We start from the raw sequence: 26906 nt of genomic DNA on the forward strand, positions 1-26906 counted from the left end.
TTCACAACTAGTATACGACATTTGAGAAGGAATCCCTATACAGGCAATAGTCCTAGCAGAAACGTATCGAAATCAGGACGGATACAAAACACCTCTCCGCTGATAGAACAGAGAGGTGTCGGTCATTCGGTCACGTTTACTTGTCCCATCATCCCATTTTCTTCATGCTCGAGGATGTGACAATGATACATAAATGTGCCGGTTTTCGTGAAGGTGATTTCAATCTTTACTCGTTCATCCGGAGCGACGGCTACCGTATCTTTCCACCCTTTTTCCTGATCGGATGGTGGGTTGCCGTCTCGACTAATGACTCGGAACTGGACGCCGTGGATGTGGAAAGGATGTGTCATCCCACCCATCATATCCGGCTTATTTTCAATTTCCCATACCTCAGTGTCTCCGCGTTTCGCTTCGATGTCGATACGCTCCGGATCATAGGTCTTTCCGTTGATTGAAACCATGTTACCCATTCCAAAAAGGGTGAGCCGTCGATCTGCCGTCTCATCTGTCGAGCGCTCCATCGTTTCGGTCACCGGAATCTTAATGGACGCCTTGTCAAGTTCACCGACACGAAACGTGGTGAATGTCACCCCGTCCGCTTTTAAGGCGGCGACATCTTCAACTTGTGAAAAATCAATCAGTACCTCGGCCCGTTCACCTGGTGTCAACGTGAGGGTCTCTAAGGGAATCGGGCGTTCTAGCGGCCCTCCGTCTGTCGCAATCTGCGTCATCTCGGCCTCGTTAGATAACGTAAAATCAAAATCACGCGCATTCGAACCGTTGACTAGTCGCACTCGTAACGTCTCGGTTTGAACGTCGAACGTCGTGTTGATGGCTCCATTCGCAAGAATGGTATCCCCCGTCGTTCCATCAACGTTCATATGGGCATCATAATCCAACTCACCGTTCGGCGTGAAGAGTCGATCTTGTACGATGAGCGGGATGTCGTCGACTCCATATTCATTCGGGAGACCGTTCTGTGCATCGTCGGTCACATAAAGAAGACCGGCGAGCCCTTTATAAACTTGTTCGGCTGTCAATCCCATCGGATGGGGGTGGAACCACAGTGTACTAGGTTCTTGATCGATGTCGAGTCGAACTTGTGCCTGTTCACCTGGTGCGACGGTCTGATGAGGTCCCCCGTCCATGTCGGCAGGGATGACGAGTCCGTGCCAGTGGAACGTTGTCGGTTCATCCAATCGATTGATGGTATCGATTACGACTGTTTTTCCTTTCGGTAACTCGATCATTGGTCCGAGTAAGTCTCCATTATAGCCGAACGTTTCCGATTTCTTGCCGTCTTTGAAAAATTGTGACGTGCCTTTAGTTGCTTCCACCGTATAGTAGACCGTGTCTCCCGTGACACGATTTGGCTGTAAGGCAGTCGGAATCGGAAGCGGCTGTGTCGGTTCATCCGTTGCTTGGAGCTCTTGCATCGCTCCGTGTCCCATCGGTCCGTTATTGCCACCCATTCCATTATCACCCATCATGTGATCATCCATCTGACCCGTTGCCGAATCGTTTCCCATCATATGATCTTGGTCCATATTGTTGTTATGGTTCCATGTCCCGTTGAAAAGGACGATTAGTAAAACGAGGATGCCTCCAATTAAAATCCCCGTCAACAGAAACCATATTCCTTTCGATTTCATGCTATAACACTCCTTCATTGTTCAGTCCTCACTTTGTTGTACCACCTAATTGTGAAAGAAACATGAAAGTCCAAATCTGTTTAATCGCATACCGAATAGAGGTATACAATCCGTGTAAAGGAGAGGATGAATGATGGAACATGCACACGATCAACACCATGGACATCATGAGGAGAGTCACGAGTCTCATCATGGCGGACACGGACACGAGCATATGATTGACGATTTCAAACGACGTTTCTTCGTATCGCTCGGGCTGATGATTCCGATTTTATTGTTATCGGACATGATTCAAGAATGGCTGCGGTTTGAACTCGATTTTCCGTTTGAAAAGACAATCTTATTTGTATTGGCGACGATTGTGTATGTATACGGCGGGTGGCCGTTCTTAAAAGGAAGTGTGGAAGAGTTAAGAGAGCGTAGCCCGGGCATGATGATGCTTATTGGCTTGGCGATCAGCGTCGCTTACTTTTATAGTGCAGCTGTCGTCTTTGGCTATGGAAGCGGACATGACTTCTTTTGGGAACTCGCTTCATTGATTGTGATCATGCTACTCGGTCATTGGATTGAGATGCGTTCTGTCATGGGAGCGTCGAATGCGTTGGAACAACTCGTGCAGCTTCTTCCGAACGAAGCGCATCGCATCAATGGGGAAGAAACGGAAGACGTTCCCATCTCTGAACTGAAGGAAGGAGACCGAATCCTCGTCAAACCGGGGGAGCAGGTACCCGTGGACGGGAAAATCATCAAAGGACGAACGACCATCGACGAGTCGATGTTGACCGGCGAATCGGTACCGGTCGAAAAAACAGAAGGTGAAGATGTCATTGCGGGTTCGATCAACCAAGAAGGGAGCTTGACGATTGAAACGATTGGTACGGGAGAAAGAACGTACTTGTCAAAAGTGATTGAATTGGTGAGTGAGGCACAAAAATCGAAGTCACGGGCTCAAAATTTGGCGAATCGGGCGGCAAAATATTTGTTCTATATCGCAATTGCCGCTGGAGTCATCACGTTCACGGTTTGGTTCATGCTCGGATATTCGGTCGGGACGGCGGTTGAACGGATGGTAACGGTCATGGTCATCTCATGTCCCCATGCACTTGGACTGGCGACACCTCTTGTTGTCGCTGTTTCGACAGCATTATCGGCGAAACAAGGTCTTCTCATCCGCAATCGGACTCAATTTGAAGAGGCGCGTCGACTCGATGCCGTCATTTTCGATAAGACCGGTACGCTGACGGAAGGGAATTTCGGAGTCACAGACATACAGGCGAGCTCGTCTTATAAGGAAGAAGACGTGTTACAACTCGCAGGAGCAGTTGAGCGTGAGTCGCAACATCCTCTCGCGCAAGGGATTTTAAGAGAAGCCGAGAGACGGGAATTGAAACTGGCGGCTGTCGACGACTTCGGTTCGATGACAGGTGTCGGATTGGAAGGAACGGTTGACGGTGCGCGTGTTCAAGTCGTCAGTCCGCGACATATCCGCGATCAACACATTCAAATTGATGAGGAGACGTTTGCACGACTCTCGGAAGAAGGAAAGACCGTCGTCTTTGTTTTGAAAGACGGAGAATGGGTCGGGATGATTGCGATGGCCGATCTGGTGAGGGAAGAAGCGAAAGAGACCGTCGAGGCACTTCATGAAAAAGGCATTCGCTCGATCATGTTGACGGGTGACAACGAGAAGGTCGCGCATTGGGTCGCGGGTCAGCTCGGTATCGATGACGTGTATGCCGAAGTATTACCGGACGACAAGGCGAACCAAGTGAAAGACGTCCAAAAAGATGGCAGCAAAGTAGCGATGGTCGGAGATGGAATCAATGACGCACCTGCCTTAGCACAAGCGGATGTCGGCATCGCAATCGGGAGCGGGACAGACGTTGCAGTCGAAACGGCAGATATTGTCCTCGTCCGCAGTAATCCGAAAGATGTCCTATCGATTTTGGAGCTTTCACAGAACACGTATCGTAAGATGATTCAAAACTTGTGGTGGGCAGCCGGGTATAACATCGTCGCCATCCCGCTTGCTGCAGGCGTTCTGGCTCCGATTGGAATCATCTTGTCCCCAGCCATCGGTGCCGTCTTGATGAGTTTAAGCACAGTTATTGTCGCAATCAACGCTCGACTTTTGAAGATTTAACATTTCTTTCACCTTTAGTCAGTATGCTAGATGGGATGCTAATGATGGAGGGATCGAGATGAAACGAACGTTAATGCTATCACTATTCCTGACTCCACTGCTCCTGTCGGCGTGTGGAACAGAAGACGCACCGTCGGACACGAGTCAATCCGAGAATGTGACGACAACTACAAAAGACGAGTGGCAACGTGTGGGATCCGATGAAACGGTCTCCCACATCCACGGAGCTGGATTTTGGCAAGACGATAACCGTCCGGTCATTGCAACGCATGCCGGATTGATGGAATATCGTGAAGATGGCTGGTATACACTTCCGACGAATCGTCATGACTATATGGGATTCGAACTCGTCGAGGGTGGATTTTATGCGAGCGGTCACCCCGATCGTCGGACAGATTTCAAAAATCCACTTGGGGTCATGCATGGAAAAAATCATGGGGCGGTACTCGAGAGTCGGTCGCTTGAAGGCGAGGCAGATTTCCACTATATGAGTGCCGGTTATGCCACAGGTACACTCTACGTTTATTTGGAGGAAGCGACCTCGGAGCTAGAGCCGGGATTTTATCGTTCCATCGATGGTGGGAAATCATTTGAACCGATGCAGGTACAAGGGATAGAGGAATCGCAAGTGGCAGGAATCGTCGCCGATGCGACGGATGCGGAGCGCGTCTTCTTGTACGGGCCGTCCGGCATCCTCGTTTCGAATGACTTTGGAGATTCGTTCGAGCCACTTGTTGAAGCAGAACAAGTTGTCACGGTCGGAGCGGATGAGGGGCAGCTGGCATACGTACGACAGACAGATGGTTCTTTCGAAGGGGTTCGTTTCAACTTAGACGATGAGTCGACAGAGACGTTCAATCTTCCAGAGTTTCAAGCGGACGTTGTGCCAATCGAATTGGCAGTCAACGAGGAGCGCATGTTGCTTGTCACATCGGATAACAGCGTATATGAGTTTACAGACGGGGAATGGGAGATGCGCCTCGACAAAGGTGAGCTCAATTGATTAAAAGACGCCTTTCCATTATAGGATAGGCGTCTTTTTGTCGAGTGGAATCGTGACGGTGAAAGAAGTGCCCGATACATCAGACGTGACTGTCAATTCTCCACCGTGACGGTTGACGATTTGTTCAGCGATGGCGAGTCCGAGTCCGCTTCCACCAGTTTGACGAGATCGTGATTTTTCAACACGGTACAGACGGTCGAAAATGTGTGGGAGATCTTCTTCAGGAATTCCCTTTCCGTCGTCAGTGATGGTCAAGACGAGATAAGCGTCTGAAGTATTAGAATGAAGTGAAACATGTGTCGCCTCACTATGCTGAATCGCGTTGTGGGCAATGGACCGGAAGACCTGAAGCATGCGATGTCGATCCAATGTGAGCGTGATGTCTGCTTGTTCTATGTTCGGAGAAGCAGCGAACCGAATCGTCGTCATTCGGAACATCGTATCGAGCATTCGTCGTAAATCCTCACAAAACGTCGTGACAGAAACTTCTTCTCGATGTAACAAGAACGTGTTTTCGTCGAGTTGAGCCAATTGAAACGCATTTTCCACCAGTTCTGTGAGCGAACGACTCTCATCTAAAATTGTCTGGATGGATTGATTGCGTAGCGGTTCGGGTGTGCTTTCTTTCGAAGCAATCTCGGCATATCCCCTCAAATAAGTGAGAGGGGTCTTGATTTCATGTGAGAGATCGGACAAAAATTGATGTCGTTCGCGACGTAAGCGAGCCAACTCCACGGACATGGCCTCGATGGAGCGAGCCAACTCACCGATTTCGTCAACGCGATTCGTTGGTAGCTGTAGGTTATCGGGATTCGTCAGTACGTTCTCGGTCGCTTGTTTCAGTGACTGAATTGGTTTCGAAATGAGGCGGCTCAGCAGGATGAAGGTCAGCACGGTCGTCACCAGTGCGATGGTCGTGATATACAGAAATCGCAACTGAAGGCGATGACTGATTCCATGAATGATCTCAGTCGGTAAAAACATGTAGACGTACCCATACCGTGTATCGAGATCATCCGTGATCGGCGTACGAACGCTTAAATACGGCTCGTTTTCCCAGTCGTCCTCTAGAACAGTCGTATCATCGAATGGACCTGCACGTCGTTTCGTTTCGACGGTATCGACCAGTACCTGTGGAAAAGAACGGGACGTTTGAAGAAGATCATGTGCTGGGTCAGTGATGGCAACTTTTGTGTCCGTCTCACTTTCCATGGTAGCCACATGACCGATTGTCTCTTCGGAAAAGTTCATCGCCAATACATTCGCATGACTCTCAGCCCGTGATTCTAATCGATGGACTTCTTCTGTCACGCGTTCCCCAAGTAGTGTGTGGTAAAGGAGCAAGAATAAGACTCCTTCTATCAACAACGTAGACAACAGGAAGACGAGGCTGATTCGGAACGGTAAGCTATTACGACTGCGTCTCATCCGGAACGCTCCTCGGTCCATCGATACCCACGTCCCCATACCGTCTTCAAATAATCATCGATTGGAAAGCCTGCGTCCCCTAACTTTTCTCGAATCATGCGTATGTGTGCATCGACTGTACGGGGGTCAGATTCGGCAGAGTACGGCCAGACGAGATCATACAAATCTAAGCGATTGAACAAACGATTCGGGTGCTGAAGAAATAGCTTCAAGATGGCTGTTGCTTTTGGCGTCAGAATGATTTCCTGTTCTTCATATAAGATGCGCCCACTCTCTTCATCGTAACGGAGTGGACCGTATTGTAGGTTAACGACCCGACTTCTTCGCAGGACGGCTCGAATTCGAGCGAGCAACACATTTCCATCGAACGGTTTGGTGACGTAGTCATCCGCTCCAGCATCTAATCCTTGGATGGTCGTCTCATTGTCTGAACGTGCCGTCAACAAGACGACAGGTAATGCCGGATCCATCGTCTTTAACTGACGACAAAGTGAGATCCCATCTACTTCTGGCATCATAATATCTAAAAGGACGAGATCCGGTCGCTCTTCGATTTTGTCGAGTGCGGAACGGGCATCGCTCGCCTCGATGCAAAAGTAGCCGTCACTTTCAAGAAACAAACGAATCAAATGTCTCATTTTTTCTTCATCGTCTACGATGAGAATCTTCATCTTGCCTTCCTCCTTCCTCTTATTATTATCGTTCCGTTTCCTTTGCGTGATTTCCTTCCATGGCGAAAAGAGTCTGTAGTTGTTCACCTGCGCGTTCGACGTCTCGACAGTAAATGACGGGTACTCTCGCGTCAATCGGTCGATCCGTGACGATGGCTACTGCACCATTTCGGATGGCGGCCCTCACTAAATCGACGCCACGTTCATTGATTGGGCGCTTGCATATATATAAAAACATTTTATTTATTTTTTCTGGTGTCGTTCCGATTCCGCGAATTGTCATTTCTTCCGGGTGATCGAGATAAGACCAAGATAAAACAGAATCAAGTGTTGCCAGTACGTCACGCAATGTCCGCTCTTGCATCATCGTTCTCCTTCCTTGCATGAACTCAATTTCACTAGTGTACCCGATGTTTGTGAAAAAGAAGTGAAAAGCGTTAAGAGTACGATTAGACCGAGAAATAGGCGGGTTTGAGTATAGAAGAAGTAGGTAAAAGAGTTTTTATACGCACAATAAGAAAGGATGAATAAGATGAAACAGTACGGTAAATTTGGAATCATGATTGCGGTCTCGACATTCATTATGTATTGGCTCATGTATTTGAACGTGTTTCAGTTCAATCATATCTTCTTTAGTCAGACGAGGTTGTACATGGCACTCATCATGGGATCGGTCATGGCGTTCGTCATGCTTCTCTTCATGTGGGGGATGTATAAGAACAAAACAGTTAACTTTATCATCCTAGGGGTCAGTGCTCTCGTCTTCAGTGCCTCGCTTTGGCTCGTACGTAGCCAGACGACCGTCGATGATGTCAGTTGGATGAAAGCGATGATCCCTCACCACTCGATTGCCATTTTGACAAGTGAACGCGCTGAAATTGAAGACCCACGCGTGAAAGAATTGTCTGAAGAAATCATCAAGGCACAGCGCCGTGAAATTGAAGAGATGAAGCGATTGATTGAAGATTTAGAGGATGAAGAGGAGAACGCCGAGGAAAATCGTGAGTAACAGACATGCACAGTCGAAAACGGCTGTGCATTTTTTGTATGTTGAAAAGGAAAAATAAAGAAAGTAAGTTATAATTTGTTTTCCTTTATTTGAAATATAAATGACATATTTGTCGGTTCGTTTTGGTGGTAAAATTTTTTCAGTTAGATAATATAAAATTTAAATACATAATTGAAAGGATTTTCCACATTATGAAACGAAAGATGCTCTCTCTCTTCTGTGCCGTTCTTCTCACAGTCGGAATCTTCACTCCGACAGGTACCCCGGCTGAAGCTGCTACCACGTATTATGTCAAAGTCACGACTAACAGTTTAAATGTCCGTTCGGGCCCGGGCACGACGTATGCAATCGTCGGCAGTGCGAAGTTGGGACAATCCTTCAAATATCTCGGCGTGAGCGGGAGATGGACAAAAATCAATTTCAACGGGACATCCCGCTACGTATCCAGTACATATGTGAAGAAGTACAGTGTCTCCACGCTTTCAACCACATCAACTGCGAAAATGATCATCCCGACAAAAGGGACGTTGACACAAAAGTATGGTCCGGCGAGCGGGCAGTACGGTTATACGTTCCATAACGGTATCGACTTGGCTGCTCCAAGAGGAACACCGGTCGTGTCAGCCGCTTATGGAAAAGTCATCGTTTCTCGGAACTATGGGGCTTACGGTAACCACATCATGATGAGCCATCAGTTGAATGGACAAACATATATTACTGTATATGCACACCTTGATCGCCTCAATGTCGTTACAGGACAGACGTTAGCAAAAGGAGCAACGATTGGAACGGTCGGGAATACCGGGAACTCGTTCGGGAATCATCTCCACTTCGAGGTGCATCGGAACAGCTATGTGTATAGCAGTTCATCTCCTGCCAACAGTATCAATCCGTATACCATGTTTTGACATAAAAGCACGCGTTCTCAAACAATGGGAGCGCGTGCTTTTTGGTTAATGCCATGTCGTTTGTTTGTTTCGCTCGATTTGGTTGGCGGCGATGAGGCTGACACCAAGGACGACACCGAACACCAATCCGAACAGGTTGTTGAAGAGTAACATGAGGATGATCCCGAAGACGAGACCGATACTCATGAGGCCAATCCGATCAAACATAGTGAATCCCCTTTTCTGTAGTTGTGCACCTCAATGATTACCCGATTTTCAAAGAAAGAACACCGACGAAATGGACTGATTGATTCATTATACGTGTTTGGACGAACCAGGTTTCGTTTTGTAGAAACTATAGAGGACGCTAATCAAGATGACGAGAACGATGGTTCCTAGAGACATCCAAATCGGCATCTTGTACACATCACCCAAAATCATCTTCGCCCCGATGAAGACGAGCATGAAGCTGAGACCGTGTTTCAGATAGTAGAAGCGGTCGATCAAGTTGGCGAGGACGAAGTAGAGACTACGAAGTCCGAGAATCGCCATGATGTTCGCATAGAAGATAATATACGGGTCACGTGAATACGCAAAACTCGCGGCGACTGAATCGACAGCGAAGACGATATCCGACAATTCGATAAAGATGAGCGCGATGAAGAGTGGCGTGAAGAACAACTTCCCATTGATGCGCTTCGTGAATTTTCCGGATGAGATGTCTTGTGTGATGGGCAGGCGTCGCTCGAGCCAACGAATCGTCTTGTTTTCTTCAAGTGACTCGTCTTTCCCGATATTCTTATACATCATCCATCCTGTATAAACGAGGAACGCTCCGAAGACGTAGTAGACCCATCCGAAGTTTTCTAAAAGGGATACCCCAGCGACGATGAAGACGGCGCGGAAGAAAATCGCTCCGAGAATCCCCCAGAACAGTACCTTGTGTTGATACTTGAGTGGGATGGCGAAATAGGCAAAAACAAGTGAGAAGACGAAGACATTATCAATGGCAAGTGCCTTTTCGATAAAGTAGACGCTCGCATATTCCGTTGCGGCTGTACTTCCTTGCGTGAAGAACAACCATCCTCCGAATGCGATGGCAATCCCAATCCAGACAAACGTCCATGTCCATGCTTCGCGGAGCGAGACTTCGTGCGCTTTACGGTGGAACACCCCGAGGTCAAGTGCGAGCATGAAGATGACGATGAGTAAGAACCCGATGAGTAGGGTCAACAACAATTCCTCCTTTTAAGGTCATATGAACTTCTATATATTTAATTTAAGTTCATAAGAACTCAAAGTCAAGCGTAAAAATCAACAACCACTCGAAAAGGAGTGGTTGTTTATTCCTCAATCTATACTTTGTTCAATGTTTTGTACAACATCTGCAAGCATAATTTGCTCTAGGACTCGTTCCATGGCGGATTGAGCTGTTATAAAAATGGGCTCAATCGTTGCTTGGATGTTTCTTCCGACCGGGCAAGCCGGATTTGGTTGATCATGAATTCCGAACAGTTCATTTGGTTCGACGACAGCAACGGCTTGATAAATTTCAAGAAGTGAAATGGTGTTTAGTGGTTTAGTAAGAATTGCACCAGCAACACCTGGTTTAACTTGAATCAATTCTGCTTTTTTTAACATGGCCATGATTTTTCGAATAAGAGCAGGGTTTGTATTTACGCTCCGCGCTAAAAAATCTGATGAAATCACTTCTGGTGGTGAAAGCGCAACAAGAGTCAGCATGTGGATGGCAACCGAAAAACGACTACTGATTGTCATAAATATCTCCCTTTCGGTTTTTATAGATGTAAACAACTTTGTTACATGCTTAGTATAACAGGGAAAGAATAATTGACAAATCAGTTACCTGTAATTATCATGATTACATGTAAGTGATTCGATTACAGGTTAGGGGAGGAAAAAGAATGAAATATTTAGTCACAGGAGCAACGGGGAAACTCGGCTCGAAAATTGTAGAGGAACTACTCAAGTCGATTGATGCGAGTGAGCTCGCTGTAAGTGTACGGAATCCGGAGAAGGCGGCGTCTCTTAAAGAGCGTGGCGTTGATGTGCGACATGGTGATTTTGATCAGCCAGACATACTCGATGAAGCGTTCAAAGGTGTTGAGCGTCTTTTGATCATCTCGGCAGATGGCGATAACGATACGCGGATTCGTCAACATACGAACGCAGTTGAGGCAGCGAAACGGGCAGGTGTTTCATTCATTGCCTACACGAGTCTAGCTGATGCGACAAGCAGTGAGAACTTGATGGCACCTCCACATGTCGTCACAGAGGAAGCGATTGTCGAGTCCGGTATTCCACATGCGTTCTTACGGAACAACTGGTACTTAGAGAACGAGTTATCAAGCATTCAAGCGGTAATTGACGGTGCGCCATGGATCACGGCGGCTCGGGACGGTAAAGTCGGTTGGGCACTACAACAAGATTATGCGGAAGCCGCAGCGAATGTTCTGTTAAAAGAACAACAGGACAATGCGGTCTATGAACTATCAGGACCACTTCATACCCAGCAAGATCTTGTAGACGCACTCAGTGAAGTGTTAGGTCGTGAAGTGATGATGCAGGAGTTGAGTCTCGAGGCATACGAAGAGACGATGCGCGAAGCTGGATTGCCAGAGGAAGTCGTTGCGATTCTTGCGGGGATTCAAAGAAGTATTCGCCAGGGAACGCTCGAAATTCATGAGAGTGACTTCGAACCGGTTCTCGGACGCCCGGTCACACCTCTTCAAGAAGGAATTCGTCAATTGCTCGACCGATAAGTAAAATGCCCTCGACCACTTGGTCGGGGGCATTTGTGTTAGGCGCGAGTGGCGTGATCCTCGAGTTGAGTCGTCACGTCTTCAAGCGAATTCGCGGTTAGAGCGAGTCGGTCCGACATCGAGCTGAGTTCTTTTTGAATAGCGACTTGCTCTTCCGTTGCTGCGGCAACATGGTGAATCTGTTGTTGAAGTTCATTCGCCGCATATTTCGTCGATTCAAGTCGTGTTTCGAGTGCTTCCATCTGTGTCGTGACCCGCTGGCGTGTCTCTTGAATCGAAGCGATTTGTTCATCGATTTCTGATACATCTTCTGTAAGACGGCCAAAGACAGCCGTCACATCGTTCGTGACCGTTTGACAGTTTTCGGTCGCTTGTTTGAAAAGATGCGCTGATTTGGATACGACGGTCGTATCTTCCATCAATCCACCGAGGACTCGGGTCATCTCGGATGCATATTCACGCGATTGGACAGCGAGTTTCCCGACTTCGGAGGCGACAACGGCGAATCCTCGTCCAGCCTCACCGGCACGAGCCGCTTCAATAGATGCATTCAAGGCGAGCATGTTCGTCTGTTCACTGATCGAACCGACTTGTTGCAAGATTCCTTGGATTTCATGTGAACGATTCGACATTGTCGCGACAATCCGGTCGAGCTGTTCCGACTCGGTGATGATTTCTTGTACTTTTGCTTCCATCAGTCGCATGTCTTTGTTCCCGGCAAGGGCATCTTTGGCGATACGCGAGGACGCTGCGGCCGTCTGGGCCATTCGTTTTTGAATGAGCGCCGTCAAAGAACGGATTGAGTGAATTTCATCTGCCCCTTGCACCATGGAGGCTTGTTGGGATGAAGCATGCGCGACAATCGGGTCGACCGTGACAGCGATTTGCTCACCAGATTCAAGAGACTGGTTAGCAGCGGATTCAAGTTCTTCGGCGTGACTGTTCAAAGATTGAACGAGGGCGCTGACATCATGAATCGCTTGTTGTAACAACTGTCGCGTTTCTTGTTCCTGTGTCTCGGCATGTTGCGTCTCTTTGTTACGGAGGTGGATTTGCGCGACAAGCACGACGCTGAGAAGAATCAAGTACACGGCATGGACGAGTAGTAAACTGAACGGATAGTCGCTCGTCCCACAAATCATCTCAGGGATTAAAAAGTATCCGACTAGATGTTGCACAGCAAAGATTCCGGCACTATACAAAATCAAGTCGATGCGACGCATAAACGACAAAATCGCCAAGACGACAAAAATGGAGAAGTGATATTCAACAAGTCCTTGTCCTCCAGCAACGGTCGAGATGCTTGCGAAGGTGAGTGTCAGCATCATCCAATAAGGAAATGCTACGGATTCTCGCTTAGCGGTGACGATCATCATTCCAAAGAAGATGATTGGAAGGGCGAACAAGACCCATGTTACTCCGGAGTACACGTAACCGTCCGCACCGTTTCGCAGAATCGTATACGCATAGGCAAATTCCGTGAAACGATGTAGCAAATGGACAACAACCGACGTCATCACAATCAATAACGTCGTCAACAACATCAACTGATTTCTTTTAATCAAACTCATCATTCTTTCCTCACATTCTCGTGTTCATTTGTTGTAGCTCTATACATATCGGATGAAGTTGACGGAAGTTAATATAGATTGCACATTTGGAACAAAAAAAGGAGCACAGGGCTCCGATTGAGGTAATCAATGTGATGTGCCGTACCACTTGTTATAGAAATGATACGGTTTTTTTGCTTGATCCGTCGTCAATAAGAGAAACTTCTCACGTGTCAAATGTCTGAGCATATAAGAGAGTGATTCTGGAGAAGTGGCGTGATCATGCATCAAGACGATAGATGCTTGATAGTAAGCGCGATGAGCACGTACTTGTTTGATCGTTTGATAGCGCATCGTTTTTTGATCCTTTTTATATTTCCAATCGAGCGTATCAACGTTCCAGTCCCACATGTCAAAACCGGCCTTTTCCATCGCTTGACGATGTGCTTTGGTCATATGAGGCACACTTCCATAAGGGACGCGAATGGTCGTTGACTTTACGCCGGTGATATCAAAAATCAATTGTTGAACTTGTTTCATCTCATTTACTGCGGTTTGAGGGGAACGATAAAATGTTTTCTTATCGTGAGTCATACTATGTAATCCGATTGTATGACCCTCGTCCACGATTCGTTGGAGAATGGCTTCATTTCCTTTGATTTTCTTGCCCAAAATGAAAAACGTTGCCGTCACATCATATCGTTTTAAGACATCGAGCAATTTCGGTGTGTATTGGTTTGGTCCATCATCGAAGGTTAGATAGACCATTTCTCCTTTATTATATCGAGAATGGACTTCTTTTGCTGAAATTGAAACAGACGAATTACATAACATGAAAATAACTAGAAGACAGGCGGTAACTTTTTTAAACACGTGATGATTCCCCTTCAAATAGTATATGTGGATATTATTCCCACATATAATTTACAAGAACAGGGATTGCGTGTTCAAATGTCTTTTAGTGAGATAGGAAAATCGATTTTTCAATCTAAGCCTAACCACTTTTTCACCGGTTCTCGGAAGATATACGTCACGACAATCAACCCGAAGAAGACGAGCGCGGCAATGAAAATCGTGGTGACACTGCCTGAGGCGAGGCTCGCCCCGAGGAAGCTGTAGGCGAACGTACCTGGGATCATGCCGAGTACGGTCGCCGGTACGAAGGCGCGGAAGCGAACACGTGAGATTCCACCGGCATAACTAAGTAAGTCAAAACTGACGAGCGGGATGAGCCGGAGGACAAATACATATAAAAAGCCACGACGCTCCATTTGCGTGAACAGTTTCTCTGACCATGGATAGCGGTCGACGTTGATGACTGAGCGTCCGAAAAAACGCCCCATCACATAACCGGTCGTCGCAGCAGCAGTTGCACCGATAATGATATAGAGGACACCTGGCCATACGCCGAACGCGAGTCCGGATCCGAGTGAAAGGACGGATGTCGGTAAAAATGCGACCGGACCGATGGCATAAAGGAAAATAAAGAAGAGTGGTCCCCAAAATCCGAATGACAAGACGATGTCCCGGATGTCAGACGGACGCAACTCATAGTGGAAATGGGTGATATAGAATAAAGATCCAAACATTAGAAGAAAGAGTGTGAGTTTGAGTGGTCGTGGCAAGTTGTCCGCTCCTTTCGTAACCGAATGTATCTGATGTTAGTATACTGCATCTCCATGCAACATAAATGCGAGCCGGCTTACAAAAGGTGTAACGAGATGGAGCAAAGAGGCAGCTATCTGAATCGAAACTTAGGTCAAGGCTTTCTAAACATTGCTTCATTTTTCATAAATTCGACACGATAAATAGAATGGGAGGGAAAATGATGAAAAATTTAACTAAATCAGGCGAGAATTCTCCCTCCTCTAAGCGTCTCGGGGCGAAGCCCGGCGTAGGTGGGAGATGAATCGCCCGGTCCAACAGTTTTCTCTCCCTATGACAGATGTTACGAACAAAAGTTCGTGATTCCGTCAGATTCTCCCTCCCCCTCCGTGGGTATCGGATGAGGAGGACATATCACGATCTGCTGGAGGGAGGAGGGACGGACATGCTGAAAGGCTACAAATATAGGCTCCACCCGACGCCTGCACAGGCCGAGTTCCTCATCAAGACGATCGGCTGCGCCCGGTTCATCTACAACAAGCTGCTCGAGGACCGCATCGCCATCCGCGATGAGGCGAAAGCGGGGATCGTGACGAGACGGAAACCGGCGACACCCGCATCCTACAAGCCCCTGTTCCCGTTCCTCGCCGAGGCGGACAGCCTCGCGCTCGCGAACGCGAAGTTGAACCTCGACACCGCGTTCGCGAAGTTCTTCGCCGGAACGGCCGGCTTCCCGACCTTCAAATCGAGACGACGGTCGCGCGCCTCCTACACGACGAACAACCAGCACGGTACGATCCGCATCGAGAACGGCAAGGTGAGACTTCCTAAAATCGGCTTCGTGAAGTTCGAACAACATCGTTCTTTCGAGGGGATCATCAAGTCCGCGACAATCTCGATGACGAAGACAGGCAAGTTCTTCGTTTCCATCCTTGTCAATCAGGATGACGAGCAATGGATTCCGGCTAAGAACAAGATCGGCATCGATCTCGGGTTAGAACACTTCGCCATCATGACAAATGATGACATGGTTTCTGAGAAGATCGACAACCCTCGCTTTCTTCGCAAGTCCGAAGAGAAGGTCAAGAAGGCGCAACGCGCTCTGTCTCGTAAGAAGATCGGGAGCAAGAATCGTGAAAAAGCCAAATTACTTTTGGCCAAGAAACACGAGAAAATCGCAAACCAACGCAAAGACTTCCTTCACAAATTGTCAAAACGAACCGTTGACGAGAACCAAGTCATCGTCGTGGAGACATTGAAATCGAAGAACATGATGAAGAACCACAAGGTCGCCAAATCGATTGCCGACGTCAGTTGGTACGAGTTCGTCCGCCAGCTTGAATACAAATCAAACTTCTACGGACGGACGCTCATCAAGGCCGACCAATGGTACGCATCGACGCAAATCTGTTCCTCTTGCGGCGAAAAAGGCGAGAAGAAAAAATTAGATGTCCGTGAATGGACGTGTGCCTGTGGCGCGCATCATGACCGTGACATCAACGCGAGCCTCAACCTATTGATGTTGGCTGACTGACAACCATTCAGGGCAGGGACTGCCCGGTGAGCTTGGTAAACAATCGTGGCTAGTAAAAGTGCGGTCTTCCCAAGAAGCTCCCACTTCAATTTGCGAAGCAAATAAGTGGCGAGTAGTTCACTGATTCGATTTCGACAGAAGATCCTGAATTAATGAGTCGAATCGAAAAGCTGAATGAAGAGACGAACGCATATTTGGAAAGCATAGACGTCGTATTGCAACCTGCATTACGAAATGAAAACGAATCTGCTTACCGACAATATGGAACAGAATTACGTCCAATTCGACTTGCGCTTGTTGAGACAGCGAAAGAAGTTATGGATCAGTTGAATGTGGATGCGGAAACGGCCAGTGATACGATGCGGTCGGATCGAGAGGGTGCTGTGTTTATCTTTTGGGGTCTTGTCATTTTGGGAGCTGCGCTTTCAATTGGATTAGGCGTCTACATCACGCGCCTTGTGGTTGGTCCGGTGAAAGAATTGAACGTATTGATGAGTCGTGCCGGTGAAGGGGATTTGACAGTCAATAGCACATACACATCACGCGATGAAATCGGGGCGCTCGCACAGTCATTCAATCAGATGAAAGAAAGTTTACGAGAGTTGATTGGTGGAGTGACTTCGACTTCTGGGCGTGTTGCAACTTCATCGGACGATTTGAAAAATAACGTAGAAGAAACGACAAAAGCGACAGAGATGGTAGCCGTGACGATGGAAGAAATCGCTTCAGGTTCACTCCATCAGTTGAAACGGGTAAAGTCTTCAAATGGTACCCTTTCAGACTTGACGAATGGCATTCACCAAGTCTCTGATCGTGCTCAACAGATGACTGTATTATCGGAAGGGGCATTGGACAAAGTACAATCAGGGAATGAGCTAATCGTAACGCTTGAACATCAGCTTGAAGCGATGAATGAAAAAGTGAAGACGTTGCAACAAGTCATTGAGCAGCTTAATACTCGTTCTCAAGAGATTGGTACAATCAGTGGGACCATTTCAGGAATTGCAGAGCAAACGAACTTACTTGCATTAAATGCAGCAATCGAGGCAGCGCGTGCAGGAGATCAGGGACGTGGGTTTGCAGTCGTTGCTGCAGAAGTACGAAAACTGGCAGAAGAATCAGCCGATGCGACCAAACAAATTTCCTCTTTAATTCATCATACACAGACAGAAACAAAGCATGCCGTAGAGACGATGCATGTCGTAGAAGGTGATATGGGACAGAGTGTGACGAACGTGCGGCAGACAGGTGTTGCGTTTGATGAAATTAAAGTAGCCATTGAAGAAGTCGGGCAACAAATAGAAAAAGTGTCCAGTGCTGTACAAGAAATGGCGGCGGGAGCGACAGAAGTGTTGAACTCCGTGAATGAGATTCAAGGAATTACTGAATCGACTGCTACAGAAACGGAGAACACATCAGCAGCTACTGAAGAACAGATGGCATCAATGGAAGAAATTACGGCAGCCGCTCAAGAATTATCGAATATGGCGGATGAGATGCGAGAGATGACGAATCGATTTACTGTGTAAATGAAAGAGGCGGGGACATAACTAACCGGTTTTAAAAATTTTTGATAAAAAGAGGGGTCCGGTCACCGATTTTCGGTGGCTGGACCCCTTCTTTCCTGTTTAGTCCGAAATGCACGAACCCATAAAAATGACAAGAGGTCCCGTGAGCGAACAAGTCGCTCATGGGGCCTCTTTCTTATAAATTTACTGGGTTATGTCCCAGCCTCTTTTATTATTTCGTTGTCCTTCGTAGTGCTGAATCCATTCCTCGACAGTCATCTTCTCGACGAGTTCTCCGACCAAGTCAAACGGGATTCGCTGCACGTTATTGAAACGGATACAGCTTTTCCCCATATCAAGTTTCGTCGGGACACGACTCGCATACTCCCGTTCGAACCAAGCGAGTAATTCAGGGTCGGCGTAAATGCCCATGTGATACAGTCCGACATGGCGCTTTTGCGCGATTACACTGATAAACGGTAGTGGCGTCCCCGGTGTGACATGATACCCGGACGGATATCGATCGAGTGGAACGACGTAATGGACACCATGTCCGTCCGTCGTTTTTTCAAATCCGCCAGGTAAATGATCATCGATGACCTCGAGCAGATGAATAAATGAATCGAGCCGTGCCTCGTCGACGAGTGCTGTCACATCCATCATGATTCGCCTCCTCGTAAGATCTTCTCCATTTTCTTTCCTTTTGCCAATTCATCGATGAGTTTGTCCAAATAACGGATCTCACGCATGAGCGGTTCTTCGACGTTCTCGACACGAACCCCGCAGACGACGCCTTTGATGAGGGCGCGGTCTTCGTTGAGACGAGGTGCTGAAGCGAAAAATGTATCAAAATCGACTTGATTGGCTATCTGACGTTCGAGTCCGGTCTCATCGTAACCGGTCAACCATTCGATGATGGTGTCGACTTCTTCCTTCGTCCGTCCTTTGCGTTCGGCTTTGGCGACGTAGAGTGGATAAACGCTCGCGAAACTCGTCGTATAGATTCGGTGACCCATCTTTCATTCATCTCCTTCTTAGCGAAAATTCTTACTTCCATTCTCTCACAAATTACGATACGCTTATATAAAGTGTTTTGTTGCGTTTGCAACAAAAAAGTAGAGGTGTCTAATGATGCATGACCATTTACGAGAGATCGGGATGATTGCGCGTGCCCTCGATTCAATCAGCAACATTGAATTTAAGGCACTCGGTTTAGAAAAAGGGAAGTACTTGTACGTCGTTAGGATTTTTGAACACCCAGGTATCATTCAAGAGCGGCTGGCAGAGTTGATTAAGGTAGACAGGACGACCGCCGCACGTGCCATCAAGAAACTGGAGCAAGAGGGATGGATTGAGAGACGGTCAGATTTAGAGAACCAGAAAATCAAACGGTTATACGTGACGCAGAAGGGCGAGACATTGTACCCGCTCATCATTCGGGAACATGAATATTCTACATCGGTCGCGTTATCAGGACTCGACGAGCAAGAAAGTGAGGAGTTGTTACGCCTTTTGAAAAAAGTACGACGTAATGTTGAAACAGATTGGATCGAAGTGAAGAAAGGCAAGTATCGAGAATACTGAGAGGAGCGAGAACATGATTGAAATCTCAAAAGTGACAGACGTAGAAGTCTTACGTCACATTAGCATCCAGACGTTTACGGAGACGTTCGGACGTCACAACACAGAAGAACATTTGAACGCTTACTTAGAAAAAGCGTATGCGCCTGAGCAGTTGCAGCATGAGTTGGCACATCCCGATTCTTATTTTTATTTTGCACATGTAAAAGGTGAGTTGGCAGGCTATTTGAAAGTGAACGTACGCGATGCTCAATCTGAACCGATGGGCGAAGATGCGATTGAAATTGAACGAATCTACGTATTAGAAGCGTTTCAAGGTCAAGGGGTGGGGAAAGCGTTATTTACTCAAGCAACCGAATTGACGAAGGAACTACACAAACGAAAGATGTGGCTCGGCGTATGGGAACGTAATGAGAGAGCGATTCGATTCTATCGACGAAACGGGTTCGAACAGACGGGGGTGCACACCTTTTTCATGGGGGAAGATGCACAAAACGACCTCATTTTCATGAAGTCGTTCACGGACTAAAGCCATTCTGACAAGTTGTTTAAGTTCGGATAGATGGCATCTGGTTCTATATCAAATGCTTCAAATGGTAAGTCATTCCGATTGATCCAGGCCGCATGAAAGCCAAAGTTTTTCGCCCCGGCGATGTCCCAACCGTTCGACGATAAAAAGAGCACCTCGTCACGACGAAGACCAGACGTCTTGAACCAGTGCATATAGGCGGCAGGCGTCGGTTTCGGTTGTTTGATGCCGTCGACGCTGACAACCTCATCGAAGTAATCGCTAAGACCGGCGTTGTGAAGCAGTGCCTTAAGCATCTCGTCCGTCCCGTTTGAGAGAATGACGGTCTTCACGTCATTCATCTCTTTTAGGACCGATTCGATCTCCTTATACGGGGTGAGGTGCGCATACGATGCAGTCAGACGTTGTTCGATTTCCTTTGTGAATGGTGCGTCATGCACGGCTAATGCGTAACAGAGTGCGTCCTGGGTCACTGTATCGAAATCTTCATAGCGTCCCATCATGTGCCGCCAAAAGAAATACTCAAGTTGTTTCGTCCGCCACACTTGACTGATGGCTGCTCCCTTTTCAGGGAACTCTTGTTCACAGGCATCCTTCACCGAATGGACGTCGAATAAGGTGCCGTATACGTCAAAGACGATGGCTTTAATCGTTGGTTTCATAAATAACATCCCTCCTTCTATGTCGTTATACCCGTCTTGTTCAGAATATAATAGGAGAAAGGGGGTTCGACATGTATATTCCAACTCAATATTCCGTCACAGAGCGAGCTGAGATTTACGCGTTTCTCCATGCCCATCCGTTCGGTACGATCGTGACACATGATGGGGACAAACCGATTGCGACACATGTCCCGTTACGATTCGATGAGGCGAATGGTCAACTGACGACGCATATTGCGAAAGCGAATCCGCAGTGGCGAACGATTGAAAATCAAACCGTTCTCGTCATCTTTCAAGGACCAAACGCTTACGTGTCGGCGTCCTGGTACGGCCATGAGGACGTTTCGACATGGAACTATCAAGCCGTACACGTGTACGGACGTGCGACGATTCTCAATGAGAAAGAATTAGTGGAGGAACTTTCAGGATTGCTCCAAGAGCATGAAGGGGAACGCGAGCATGCGGTGCGTTGGGATGCATTATCCGAACCGGTGAAGCGACAAATGAACGGCGTCGTCGGGTTTCGGATCGACATCACCGATATGCAGGCGACGTTCAAGTTAAGCCAAAACCGAAACGACGTGGACCATGAACGGATCGTATCGGAGCTTGAAAAACAAGATGAACCGATCGCGGACGTCATGCGACAACATCGAAAGTCCTAATAAACCTGTCCTAAAACGACAGGTTTTTTCATTTTTCTATATCGAATAGCAGTTGACACGAAGGAATAGCAAGTCTATACTCATAACTGATAATGATTATCAGTATCGAGAAAATAGAGAAGTTGAAAAAGGAGAAGAAACACGTGAACAAGACAATGAAGAAGTGGTTACATATGTTTATTTTTGCTTCAGCGTTTGCACTCATCTTAGCCGGCTGTGGTTCGGAAGAAGCTGAGAACGCTTCCACGAACGAAGGGACGGAAGAATCAGCAGAAGGTTACCCCATCACGATCGAGCATGCGTTCGGTGAGACTGTCATCGAAGAAAAACCAGAGCGTGTCGCAACGATTTCGTGGGGAAACCATGACGTCGCACTTGCACTCGATGTCGTACCGGTCGGATTCTCAGCTGCGAACTACGGTGTACAAGATGATAGCGGGATGCTTCCATGGACAGCAGAGAAGTTGACAGCGCTTGGCGAAGAGAACCCGAACATCTATCAAGATACGGACGGATTAGACTTTGAAGCAATCGCAGATTCAAATCCCGATGTCATCTTGGCCGCCTACTCAGGCATCACGCAAGAAGACTATGACACGCTTAGCCAAATCGCACCGGTCGTGGCATATCAAGAAACACCTTGGGTCACCTCATGGCAAGACATGGTTCGTTATGACTCACTCGCAATGGGACTTGGTGAAGAAGGCGAACAGTTAATCAAAGACACGGAGCAGTTGATTACTGACAAAGCGACAGCCGTTCCTGAGATTGCTGGAAAGAAAGCCGCTTTCGTCTCGATGAGCGCAGAAGATCTTTCAAAATTCTATATCTATACAACAGGTGATCCTCGTGGTGCCTTCATCGAAGAACTCGGCATGGAGTACCCACAAAACATTGTCGACGAAGCTGAAAAAGCAAATAGCTTCTATCTCGAGCTCAGCAAAGAGAACGCCGACATTTTGAACGATGTCGACATCTTCGTCACATACGGAAATGAAGACACGTTAAAGGCGCTTCAAGCAGACCCGCTCTACAGTAAAGTACCAGCCATTGAACGCGGATCGGTCGTATTGATTGAAGACAATACGCCACTCGCAGCGGCAGGAACACCGACGCCACTCTCGATTGAATATACGATTGATGAGTACGTTTCACGCGTATCGGATGCCCTTGCGAAAGTGAAATGATGCAAACACAAATCAAACAGATGCACACACCAAAGCACTTTCCGCTTCTCTTGATTGGAACGCTTGTACTGACGGTGCTGTGCATCTTGGCATCCCTTGCCTTCGGCTCACGAACAGTCGGGTGGAATGAACTGCTGGACGGTTTATTCCGTCCGGCTGTTCAGTCGTATGAGGCAGACATTGTCCGGGAGCGGGTCATTCGGACAATCTTTAGTTTCATGTGTGGCGCAGCACTTGGTGTGGCGGGGGCGCTCATGCAGTCGGTGACGCGTAACCCGATTGCCGATCCGAGCATCCTTGGGGTCAACACGGGAGCAGCGCTCGCCGTCGTCATCGGGATCGCGTTCTTCAATATTTCGACAGCCAGTGCGTTCATCTGGTTCGCGCTCGTCGGGGCGCTATTGACGGCCATTTTCGTTTTCGGTATCGGTTCGCTTGGAAGAGGAGGGGCGACCCCGCTCAAACTCGTCTTAGCGGGAGCGGCGACAAGTGCAGCACTATCGTCGCTCGTCATGGCGCTCATGATTCCACGCTCGAACGTCATGGATCAGTTCCGTTTTTGGCAAGTCGGGAGTGTCGGTGCAGGAAATCTGGATTCGATTTATACCTTTTTACCGTTTCTTTTAATCGGTCTCGTGATTGCGGTCGTGACCGCGCCTTCCTTGAACGCACTTGCGCTCGGGGAGGAGATGGCGAAGAGTCTAGGTGTTCGGACGGGGACATTGAAGTTGACCGCCTCGTTCGCAGGCGTGATTCTGTGTGGGGCTGCGACTGCACTCGCTGGACCGATTGGGTTTATCGGACTTCTCGCCCCACATTTGATTCGACTCGTGCTCGGTCCTGACCAACGCTACCTCATGCCGATGTCTGCCTTAGCAGGTGCCATCATCTTGACCTTCTCGGATGTCATCGGACGTTTGCTCGGAAGTCCAGGTGAACTTGAGGTCGGGATTGTGACGGCGTTCATCGGGGCACCGATCTTGATTCTATTGACAATGAAAGTGAAAGTAAGAGGACTATGATGCAACCAGCGATTGAACAAATCAGACAAGGTCGCATGAAGCGACGCCGTCGTTATGTCGGGATGACGATTCTTTTGACCATCATAGCGGTAGCATTGAGCGGGTTGATGCTCATGTTGGGCAATACGATTTATCCGGTTCAGGATGTCATCCGCGTCTTGCTCGGGGAAGACGTAAAAGGGGCGACGTTCGCCATTGAAGTATTGCGTCTACCACGTATGCTCGCTGGTGTCTTTGCCGGTGCAGCATTTGGTGCTGCGGGAACGATTTTCCAAACGATGCTTCGAAATCCGCTTGCCAATCCAAATGTCATCGGGATCACAACGGGGTCCAGTGCGGCGGCTGTCTTCTGTATCGTCGTCCTACAATCGAGTGAAGCGATAATCTCGATCGCTTCGATTATCGGAGGGCTCGTCACCGTGCTGGTCATCTATTTCCTATCCAAAGGGGCGGCTTTCTCCATCGGTCGTTTGGTGTTAGTTGGAATTGGGATTCAAGCGATGTTAACAGCCGTCATCAACTATTTACTGCTCATCAGCCGACAAAACGATGTCGCGATGGCGATGCGGTGGTTGACAGGAAGTTTAAATGGGGCGAAACTTGAAGAGTTGCCACCTTTAATCATCACGGTACTTATCTGTTTACCGATTGTACTGTTACTCACTCGTCAGCTTGAAATGCTCGAGCTCGGAGAAATGGCGGCGACAGGTCTTGGAATCAACACGAACCAGACCAGACTTCTGCTCATTGTGGCGGCAGTATTCATGCTCGCCCTTGCAACAGCGACAACGGGACCGATTGCGTTTATTGCCTTCTTGGCAGGGCCGATTGCCAAACGGCTCGTCGGAACGAGCCACGCGGGAATCTTGCCGGCAGCGCTTGTCGGAATCATTTTAGTACTAGCGGCCGACCTTGTCGGACAATTCGCCTTCACGGCACGCTATCCGGTCGGTGTCATCACCGGCATCATCGGCGCGCCTTATCTCTTATACTTGTTGATTCGGATGAACCAGAAAGGGGACTTCTAAATGGCATCCATTATGAAAGTGGAACATCTCACCTCGGGATACGAGGACAAGATGATTTTGAACGATATCAGCCTTGAAATTCCGAGCAATCAGATTAGCATCATCATCGGTGCGAACGGTTGCGGGAAGTCGACGCTTTTGAAGACGATGGCACGCCTTATCAAACCGAGTGCCGGTCAAGTGACGCTTTACGATAAGCCGATTTCGAAGATGGCACCGAAAAAGCTAGCGCGTGTCCTCGGGATGTTGCCACAGTCCCCGGTCGTACCAGAAGGGATTACGGTCGCCGATCTCGTCGGTCGTGGTCGTTACCCGCATCAATCCTTTTTAAAGGGCTGGACGAAAGCCGATTACGAAGCTGTCGCCGAGGCGATGGAGATGATGAATATCACGGAGTTCGCGGACCGTCCCATCGACGAGTTGTCAGGTGGACAGCGCCAACGTGTCTGGATTGCGATGGCACTTGCTCAACAGACAGACGTCCTCTTTTTAGACGAACCCACGACGTATCTCGATATCACATACCAGGTCGAGATTCTCGACTTGTTGACGGATTTGAACCGAAAGTACGGCACGACGATTGTCATGGTGCTTCACGATATCAATTTGTCGGCACGTTATGCGGACTATATCTTCGCACTTGATAAAGGGAAGTTGATCGCAGAAGGAAAGCCGTCGGACGTCATCACGTGTGATTTGATCCATCGTGTGTTCAACCTTCGCTGTTCGGTCATGTGTGATCCGGTATCCGGTTCACCGTCCGTGATTCCGATTGGTCGCCATCACGTGCAGACGGAAACGGAAGAAGCGCCCGTCGCACAGCTTGAATTGGTATAACTGCGTATAGACAGTCAAGAAGGGATGAGCGCTCCTTCTTTTTTGTTTATTCATGAAAGCGTTTGTAAAAAGTCATTGACTTCTCTTTGGGGTGGGTGTATGCTAAAAATCCTGCCCAAAATGAGAGGCATGGGGACTGGCATCAGTTCATTCGATATTTGAGAGGAATGACTTAAGATGAACCAACAACAATTAGTCGAGCGCGCACGCCAATTGAAGGACAATGCGTATTCACCATATTCGAAGTTCCGCGTCGGGGCGGCACTTCTCATGAAGGATGGTACGGTCATCGACGGCGTCAACGTCGAGAACGTCTCGTTCGGAGCAACGAACTGTGCAGAGCGCACAGCCATTTTCACAGCGGTCGCAAAAGGATACAAAAAAGGTGACTTCGAAGCGGTTGCCGTGTCTGGGGACACGGAAGACTTCTTGCCACCATGTAGTATCTGCCGTCAGGTCATGGTCGAGTTTGGCGATCCTGACTTCAAAGTACTTCTCACAAACGGCAACGCCGATGTGAAAGAAGTGACGCTTGGGGAGCTCGTCCCACTTGCGTTCACCGATTTGGATATGTGATGTTGGGCCCCTCAGATTTCTGAGGGGTTTTCTTATCCAAAAAAGCGAAAAAATAATCGCGGAATGGCTTGAACAATGTAAAGAAGCAGTTCTGAAAAATCGAGGGCTGCAATTCCATACGACCATCCCTCTTCCTCACGAGAGGTGACTACTTTTCCACGCACAGGTCGCAATCGACCTTTCCATCGAATCGGGAGGGCGGTCGCGCTGTCCACATCTGGGTGATTCATGACACGCATATGCAAGCGTGGCTCAGGTGTAATTCCGGAACGCCCACAGCGCCCAATCAACTGTTTGGTTTTGACCGTATCTCCCACATTCACGGCAATGGAACCATTCTCTAGATGGGCGAGAAGGCAATATTCATCGTTCGCATGTTGAATGATGACGTGATTACCGAATGGATGATCAGCATCTAGTTCGTCTGACAACCCATCCACGACTTGATGAATTGTCCCGTGTAATGGAGCAATCACTCGTTCTCCAAACGCATACGAGCCATCCATCCCGATTTTTCTACGATTGTAAGGTTGTTGCTCTTGTGTTTTCAAAAAGTCATAGCCATCACGCTTTTTTCGAGTTGGACCATGATGATACATTCCGAGGGTTGTCCCTTCTGAGACGACGAACCACTGCTCTTTGAATGGAAGGTGGTATTTGTTTTTCGTGAAAGGATTGGTCTCTTTTGAAGAGGATGTGACCGTCATCTGAATGGATTCAACCTGATTCACGCGATTGAATTGAACGGACAATAACTTTTCTTTTCGGAAATCCGACCACAATGCATACCGATTCCCGTTCAACATCATCTCATTGAGCAGACGATAGCGCCGAATTCCATGATGAAACGAAGACGCTTCGTGATGAAACATGGCCATGGAACAATGAGATTTGCAAGAATCGGTCATTTGATGATAAATGTCATCGAACTGACCGTCTTTGAATAAGTGAATGAACTTTTTGTTCTGGTGATGCATGTGCATACCGCCTTTGTTGATGATTGATTGGTCTTTTATACGGATGTAGAAACATAGATGTTTCGTCAT

At 48.0% G+C, this 26906-nt stretch carries 29 protein-coding genes; 15 read left to right on the top strand and 14 right to left on the bottom strand.

Annotation, left to right across the window (positions count from 1 at the left end):
• Nucleotides 1-122: 122 nt before the first annotated feature.
• On the bottom strand, nucleotides 123-1652 hold the full coding sequence (locus tag KNO61_RS09565; RefSeq protein ID WP_240499858.1) for a multicopper oxidase family protein: 1530 nt from the start codon (nucleotides 1650-1652) through the stop codon (nucleotides 123-125).
• Nucleotides 1653-1782: 130 nt separating this feature from the next.
• On the opposite strand from KNO61_RS09565, the gene KNO61_RS09570 reads away from it, so the two are divergent.
• Both KNO61_RS09570 and KNO61_RS09575 read left to right on the top strand, forming a co-directional pair.
• Nucleotides 1783-3795 carry a heavy metal translocating P-type ATPase gene (locus tag KNO61_RS09570; RefSeq protein ID WP_214873056.1) on the top strand — a complete coding sequence of 671 codons (2013 nt, stop codon included), beginning with the start codon at nucleotides 1783-1785 and terminating at the stop codon, nucleotides 3793-3795.
• A 58-nt stretch (nucleotides 3796-3853) separates the two neighbouring features.
• On the top strand, nucleotides 3854-4798 hold the full coding sequence (locus tag KNO61_RS09575; protein ID WP_214873059.1) for a F510_1955 family glycosylhydrolase: 945 nt from the start codon (nucleotides 3854-3856) through the stop codon (nucleotides 4796-4798).
• A gap of 18 nt (nucleotides 4799-4816) precedes the next feature.
• Here KNO61_RS09575 and KNO61_RS09580 read toward each other — a convergent pair whose 3' ends face one another.
• Genes KNO61_RS09580 through KNO61_RS09590 form a run of 3 tightly spaced genes read right to left on the bottom strand, consistent with a single transcriptional unit; the run spans nucleotide 4817 to nucleotide 7261 of the window.
• Entirely contained in the window at nucleotides 4817-6226 is a 1410-nt protein-coding gene (locus tag KNO61_RS09580; protein ID WP_214687520.1) for a sensor histidine kinase, read from the bottom strand.
• A complete protein-coding gene (locus KNO61_RS09585; RefSeq protein ID WP_078147628.1) occupies nucleotides 6223-6897 on the bottom strand; it encodes a response regulator transcription factor in 675 nt (224 codons plus the stop codon). The genes KNO61_RS09580 and KNO61_RS09585 overlap by 4 nt, the downstream gene beginning before the upstream one ends.
• 25 nt (nucleotides 6898-6922) lie before the next feature.
• On the bottom strand, nucleotides 6923-7261 hold the full coding sequence (locus tag KNO61_RS09590; protein ID WP_214873061.1) for a hypothetical protein: 339 nt from the start codon (nucleotides 7259-7261) through the stop codon (nucleotides 6923-6925).
• Nucleotides 7262-7429: 168 nt separating this feature from the next.
• Here KNO61_RS09590 and KNO61_RS09595 point away from each other — a divergent pair, with 168 nt between their 5' ends.
• Together KNO61_RS09595 and KNO61_RS09600 are read left to right on the top strand one after the other, a co-directional pair.
• Nucleotides 7430-7906, top strand: a complete 477-nt coding sequence (locus tag KNO61_RS09595) for a DUF305 domain-containing protein (RefSeq protein ID WP_074035791.1) — start codon at nucleotides 7430-7432, stop codon at nucleotides 7904-7906.
• Between the two features lie 191 nt (nucleotides 7907-8097).
• Nucleotides 8098-8814, top strand: coding sequence for a peptidoglycan DD-metalloendopeptidase family protein (locus KNO61_RS09600; RefSeq protein ID WP_078147627.1), 717 nt, complete (start codon nucleotides 8098-8100; stop codon nucleotides 8812-8814).
• A gap of 45 nt (nucleotides 8815-8859) precedes the next feature.
• Here the strand turns inward: KNO61_RS09600 and KNO61_RS09605 are convergent, their stop codons facing one another.
• The 3 genes from KNO61_RS09605 to KNO61_RS09615 all read right to left on the bottom strand — a co-directional run bounded on the left by KNO61_RS09605 (nucleotide 8860) and on the right by KNO61_RS09615 (nucleotide 10572).
• Complete coding sequence (locus KNO61_RS09605) at nucleotides 8860-9021, bottom strand: hypothetical protein (protein WP_012727301.1); 162 nt, start codon at nucleotides 9019-9021, stop codon at nucleotides 8860-8862.
• 87 nt (nucleotides 9022-9108) lie between these two features.
• Nucleotides 9109-10026 carry a TerC family protein gene (locus KNO61_RS09610; RefSeq protein WP_031422317.1) on the bottom strand — a complete coding sequence of 306 codons (918 nt, stop codon included), beginning with the start codon at nucleotides 10024-10026 and terminating at the stop codon, nucleotides 9109-9111.
• Between the two features lie 117 nt (nucleotides 10027-10143).
• On the bottom strand, nucleotides 10144-10572 hold the full coding sequence (locus KNO61_RS09615; protein ID WP_078147626.1) for an Rrf2 family transcriptional regulator: 429 nt from the start codon (nucleotides 10570-10572) through the stop codon (nucleotides 10144-10146).
• A gap of 146 nt (nucleotides 10573-10718) precedes the next feature.
• Here KNO61_RS09615 and KNO61_RS09620 point away from each other — a divergent pair, with 146 nt between their 5' ends.
• Nucleotides 10719-11576: an SDR family oxidoreductase gene (locus KNO61_RS09620; protein ID WP_214815527.1), complete on the top strand. Its 858-nt coding sequence runs from the start codon at nucleotides 10719-10721 to the stop codon at nucleotides 11574-11576.
• 38 nt (nucleotides 11577-11614) lie between these two features.
• On the opposite strand, the gene KNO61_RS09625 is transcribed toward KNO61_RS09620, so the two are convergent.
• From KNO61_RS09625 to KNO61_RS09635, 3 genes are all read right to left on the bottom strand, one after another.
• Nucleotides 11615-13147: a methyl-accepting chemotaxis protein gene (locus KNO61_RS09625; protein WP_214873063.1), complete on the bottom strand. Its 1533-nt coding sequence runs from the start codon at nucleotides 13145-13147 to the stop codon at nucleotides 11615-11617.
• Nucleotides 13148-13273: 126 nt separating this feature from the next.
• Entirely contained in the window at nucleotides 13274-13894 is a 621-nt protein-coding gene (locus KNO61_RS09630; RefSeq protein ID WP_251030811.1) for a polysaccharide deacetylase family protein, read from the bottom strand.
• 215 nt (nucleotides 13895-14109) lie between these two features.
• Nucleotides 14110-14751 carry a TVP38/TMEM64 family protein gene (locus KNO61_RS09635; RefSeq protein ID WP_214815537.1) on the bottom strand — a complete coding sequence of 214 codons (642 nt, stop codon included), beginning with the start codon at nucleotides 14749-14751 and terminating at the stop codon, nucleotides 14110-14112.
• A gap of 425 nt (nucleotides 14752-15176) precedes the next feature.
• Between KNO61_RS09635 and tnpB the strand changes: the two genes are divergently transcribed.
• Nucleotides 15177-16265 (top strand): IS200/IS605 family element RNA-guided endonuclease TnpB, encoded by a 1089-nt coding sequence (gene tnpB, locus KNO61_RS09640; protein WP_214873065.1) that lies wholly within the window; start codon nucleotides 15177-15179, stop codon nucleotides 16263-16265.
• Nucleotides 16266-16417: 152 nt separating this feature from the next.
• On the top strand, nucleotides 16418-17794 hold the full coding sequence (locus KNO61_RS09645) for a methyl-accepting chemotaxis protein (protein ID WP_078147620.1): 1377 nt from the start codon (nucleotides 16418-16420) through the stop codon (nucleotides 17792-17794).
• 183 nt (nucleotides 17795-17977) lie between these two features.
• On the opposite strand, the gene KNO61_RS09650 is transcribed toward KNO61_RS09645, so the two are convergent.
• Together KNO61_RS09650 and KNO61_RS09655 are read right to left on the bottom strand one after the other, a co-directional pair.
• Nucleotides 17978-18436, bottom strand: a complete 459-nt coding sequence (locus KNO61_RS09650) for a DUF1801 domain-containing protein (protein WP_078147619.1) — start codon at nucleotides 18434-18436, stop codon at nucleotides 17978-17980.
• Complete coding sequence (locus KNO61_RS09655) at nucleotides 18433-18789, bottom strand: DUF2200 domain-containing protein (protein ID WP_012727286.1); 357 nt, start codon at nucleotides 18787-18789, stop codon at nucleotides 18433-18435. The genes KNO61_RS09650 and KNO61_RS09655 overlap by 4 nt, the downstream gene beginning before the upstream one ends.
• A gap of 115 nt (nucleotides 18790-18904) precedes the next feature.
• Between KNO61_RS09655 and KNO61_RS09660 the strand changes: the two genes are divergently transcribed.
• Both KNO61_RS09660 and KNO61_RS09665 read left to right on the top strand, forming a co-directional pair.
• Complete coding sequence (locus tag KNO61_RS09660; protein ID WP_214757938.1) at nucleotides 18905-19357, top strand: MarR family winged helix-turn-helix transcriptional regulator; 453 nt, start codon at nucleotides 18905-18907, stop codon at nucleotides 19355-19357.
• Nucleotides 19358-19370: 13 nt separating this feature from the next.
• Nucleotides 19371-19883 (top strand): GNAT family N-acetyltransferase, encoded by a 513-nt coding sequence (locus KNO61_RS09665; protein ID WP_214873067.1) that lies wholly within the window; start codon nucleotides 19371-19373, stop codon nucleotides 19881-19883.
• Here the strand turns inward: KNO61_RS09665 and KNO61_RS09670 are convergent.
• On the bottom strand, nucleotides 19880-20545 hold the full coding sequence (locus tag KNO61_RS09670) for a haloacid dehalogenase type II (RefSeq protein WP_214873069.1): 666 nt from the start codon (nucleotides 20543-20545) through the stop codon (nucleotides 19880-19882). The genes KNO61_RS09665 and KNO61_RS09670 overlap by 4 nt on opposite strands.
• Before the next feature lie 71 nt (nucleotides 20546-20616).
• Between KNO61_RS09670 and KNO61_RS09675 the strand changes: the two genes are divergently transcribed.
• The 6 genes from KNO61_RS09675 (at nucleotide 20617) to KNO61_RS09700 (ending at nucleotide 25860) form a co-directional block, all read left to right on the top strand.
• Nucleotides 20617-21210, top strand: a complete 594-nt coding sequence (locus KNO61_RS09675) for an FMN-binding negative transcriptional regulator (RefSeq protein WP_078147615.1) — start codon at nucleotides 20617-20619, stop codon at nucleotides 21208-21210.
• Nucleotides 21211-21365: 155 nt separating this feature from the next.
• A complete protein-coding gene (locus tag KNO61_RS09680) occupies nucleotides 21366-22397 on the top strand; it encodes an iron-siderophore ABC transporter substrate-binding protein (protein ID WP_168169901.1) in 1032 nt (343 codons plus the stop codon).
• Complete coding sequence (locus KNO61_RS09685) at nucleotides 22394-23419, top strand: FecCD family ABC transporter permease (protein ID WP_214873071.1); 1026 nt, start codon at nucleotides 22394-22396, stop codon at nucleotides 23417-23419. The genes KNO61_RS09680 and KNO61_RS09685 overlap by 4 nt, the downstream gene beginning before the upstream one ends.
• Nucleotides 23416-24447, top strand: coding sequence for a FecCD family ABC transporter permease (locus tag KNO61_RS09690; protein WP_214686190.1), 1032 nt, complete (start codon nucleotides 23416-23418; stop codon nucleotides 24445-24447). The genes KNO61_RS09685 and KNO61_RS09690 overlap by 4 nt, the downstream gene beginning before the upstream one ends.
• Nucleotides 24448-25284, top strand: a complete 837-nt coding sequence (locus tag KNO61_RS09695) for an ABC transporter ATP-binding protein (protein ID WP_214687506.1) — start codon at nucleotides 24448-24450, stop codon at nucleotides 25282-25284.
• A gap of 177 nt (nucleotides 25285-25461) precedes the next feature.
• Nucleotides 25462-25860, top strand: coding sequence for a cytidine deaminase (locus KNO61_RS09700; protein WP_012727277.1), 399 nt, complete (start codon nucleotides 25462-25464; stop codon nucleotides 25858-25860).
• Nucleotides 25861-25892: 32 nt separating this feature from the next.
• Here the strand turns inward: KNO61_RS09700 and KNO61_RS09705 are convergent, their stop codons facing one another.
• Nucleotides 25893-26837, bottom strand: a complete 945-nt coding sequence (locus tag KNO61_RS09705; RefSeq protein WP_214873074.1) for a M23 family metallopeptidase — start codon at nucleotides 26835-26837, stop codon at nucleotides 25893-25895.
• Nucleotides 26838-26906 lie beyond the last annotated feature (69 nt).

It is taken from the genome of Exiguobacterium sp. s140 (genome assembly GCF_018617035.1).
Classification (GTDB): Bacteria; Bacillota; Bacilli; order Exiguobacteriales; family Exiguobacteriaceae; genus Exiguobacterium; species Exiguobacterium profundum.

What these genes read in the sequence shown, in the direction of transcription:
- KNO61_RS09565 (WP_240499858.1), bottom strand. Translation starts at nt 1,652, where the DNA reads ATGAAATCGAAAGGAATATGGTTTCTGTTGACGGGGATTTTAATTGGA.
- KNO61_RS09570 (WP_214873056.1), top strand. Translation starts at nt 1,783, where the DNA reads ATGATGGAACATGCACACGATCAACACCATGGACATCATGAGGAGAGT.
- KNO61_RS09575 (WP_214873059.1), top strand. Translation starts at nt 3,854, where the DNA reads ATGAAACGAACGTTAATGCTATCACTATTCCTGACTCCACTGCTCCTG.
- KNO61_RS09580 (WP_214687520.1), bottom strand. Translation starts at nt 6,226, where the DNA reads ATGAGACGCAGTCGTAATAGCTTACCGTTCCGAATCAGCCTCGTCTTC.
- KNO61_RS09585 (WP_078147628.1), bottom strand. Translation starts at nt 6,897, where the DNA reads ATGAAGATTCTCATCGTAGACGATGAAGAAAAAATGAGACATTTGATT.
- KNO61_RS09590 (WP_214873061.1), bottom strand. Translation starts at nt 7,261, where the DNA reads ATGCAAGAGCGGACATTGCGTGACGTACTGGCAACACTTGATTCTGTT.
- KNO61_RS09595 (WP_074035791.1), top strand. Translation starts at nt 7,430, where the DNA reads ATGAAACAGTACGGTAAATTTGGAATCATGATTGCGGTCTCGACATTC.
- KNO61_RS09600 (WP_078147627.1), top strand. Translation starts at nt 8,098, where the DNA reads ATGAAACGAAAGATGCTCTCTCTCTTCTGTGCCGTTCTTCTCACAGTC.
- KNO61_RS09605 (WP_012727301.1), bottom strand. Translation starts at nt 9,021, where the DNA reads ATGTTTGATCGGATTGGCCTCATGAGTATCGGTCTCGTCTTCGGGATC.
- KNO61_RS09615 (WP_078147626.1), bottom strand. Translation starts at nt 10,572, where the DNA reads ATGACAATCAGTAGTCGTTTTTCGGTTGCCATCCACATGCTGACTCTT.
- KNO61_RS09620 (WP_214815527.1), top strand. Translation starts at nt 10,719, where the DNA reads ATGAAATATTTAGTCACAGGAGCAACGGGGAAACTCGGCTCGAAAATT.
- KNO61_RS09625 (WP_214873063.1), bottom strand. Translation starts at nt 13,147, where the DNA reads ATGAGTTTGATTAAAAGAAATCAGTTGATGTTGTTGACGACGTTATTG.
- KNO61_RS09630 (WP_251030811.1), bottom strand. Translation starts at nt 13,894, where the DNA reads ATGGTCTATCTAACCTTCGATGATGGACCAAACCAATACACACCGAAA.
- tnpB (WP_214873065.1), top strand. Translation starts at nt 15,177, where the DNA reads ATGCTGAAAGGCTACAAATATAGGCTCCACCCGACGCCTGCACAGGCC.
- KNO61_RS09645 (WP_078147620.1), top strand. Translation starts at nt 16,418, where the DNA reads ATGAGTCGAATCGAAAAGCTGAATGAAGAGACGAACGCATATTTGGAA.
- KNO61_RS09650 (WP_078147619.1), bottom strand. Translation starts at nt 18,436, where the DNA reads ATGATGGATGTGACAGCACTCGTCGACGAGGCACGGCTCGATTCATTT.
- KNO61_RS09655 (WP_012727286.1), bottom strand. Translation starts at nt 18,789, where the DNA reads ATGGGTCACCGAATCTATACGACGAGTTTCGCGAGCGTTTATCCACTC.
- KNO61_RS09660 (WP_214757938.1), top strand. Translation starts at nt 18,905, where the DNA reads ATGCATGACCATTTACGAGAGATCGGGATGATTGCGCGTGCCCTCGAT.
- KNO61_RS09665 (WP_214873067.1), top strand. Translation starts at nt 19,371, where the DNA reads ATGATTGAAATCTCAAAAGTGACAGACGTAGAAGTCTTACGTCACATT.
- KNO61_RS09670 (WP_214873069.1), bottom strand. Translation starts at nt 20,545, where the DNA reads ATGAAACCAACGATTAAAGCCATCGTCTTTGACGTATACGGCACCTTA.
- KNO61_RS09675 (WP_078147615.1), top strand. Translation starts at nt 20,617, where the DNA reads ATGTATATTCCAACTCAATATTCCGTCACAGAGCGAGCTGAGATTTAC.
- KNO61_RS09680 (WP_168169901.1), top strand. Translation starts at nt 21,366, where the DNA reads ATGAAGAAGTGGTTACATATGTTTATTTTTGCTTCAGCGTTTGCACTC.
- KNO61_RS09685 (WP_214873071.1), top strand. Translation starts at nt 22,394, where the DNA reads ATGATGCAAACACAAATCAAACAGATGCACACACCAAAGCACTTTCCG.
- KNO61_RS09690 (WP_214686190.1), top strand. Translation starts at nt 23,416, where the DNA reads ATGATGCAACCAGCGATTGAACAAATCAGACAAGGTCGCATGAAGCGA.
- KNO61_RS09695 (WP_214687506.1), top strand. Translation starts at nt 24,448, where the DNA reads ATGGCATCCATTATGAAAGTGGAACATCTCACCTCGGGATACGAGGAC.
- KNO61_RS09700 (WP_012727277.1), top strand. Translation starts at nt 25,462, where the DNA reads ATGAACCAACAACAATTAGTCGAGCGCGCACGCCAATTGAAGGACAAT.
- KNO61_RS09705 (WP_214873074.1), bottom strand. Translation starts at nt 26,837, where the DNA reads ATGCATCACCAGAACAAAAAGTTCATTCACTTATTCAAAGACGGTCAG.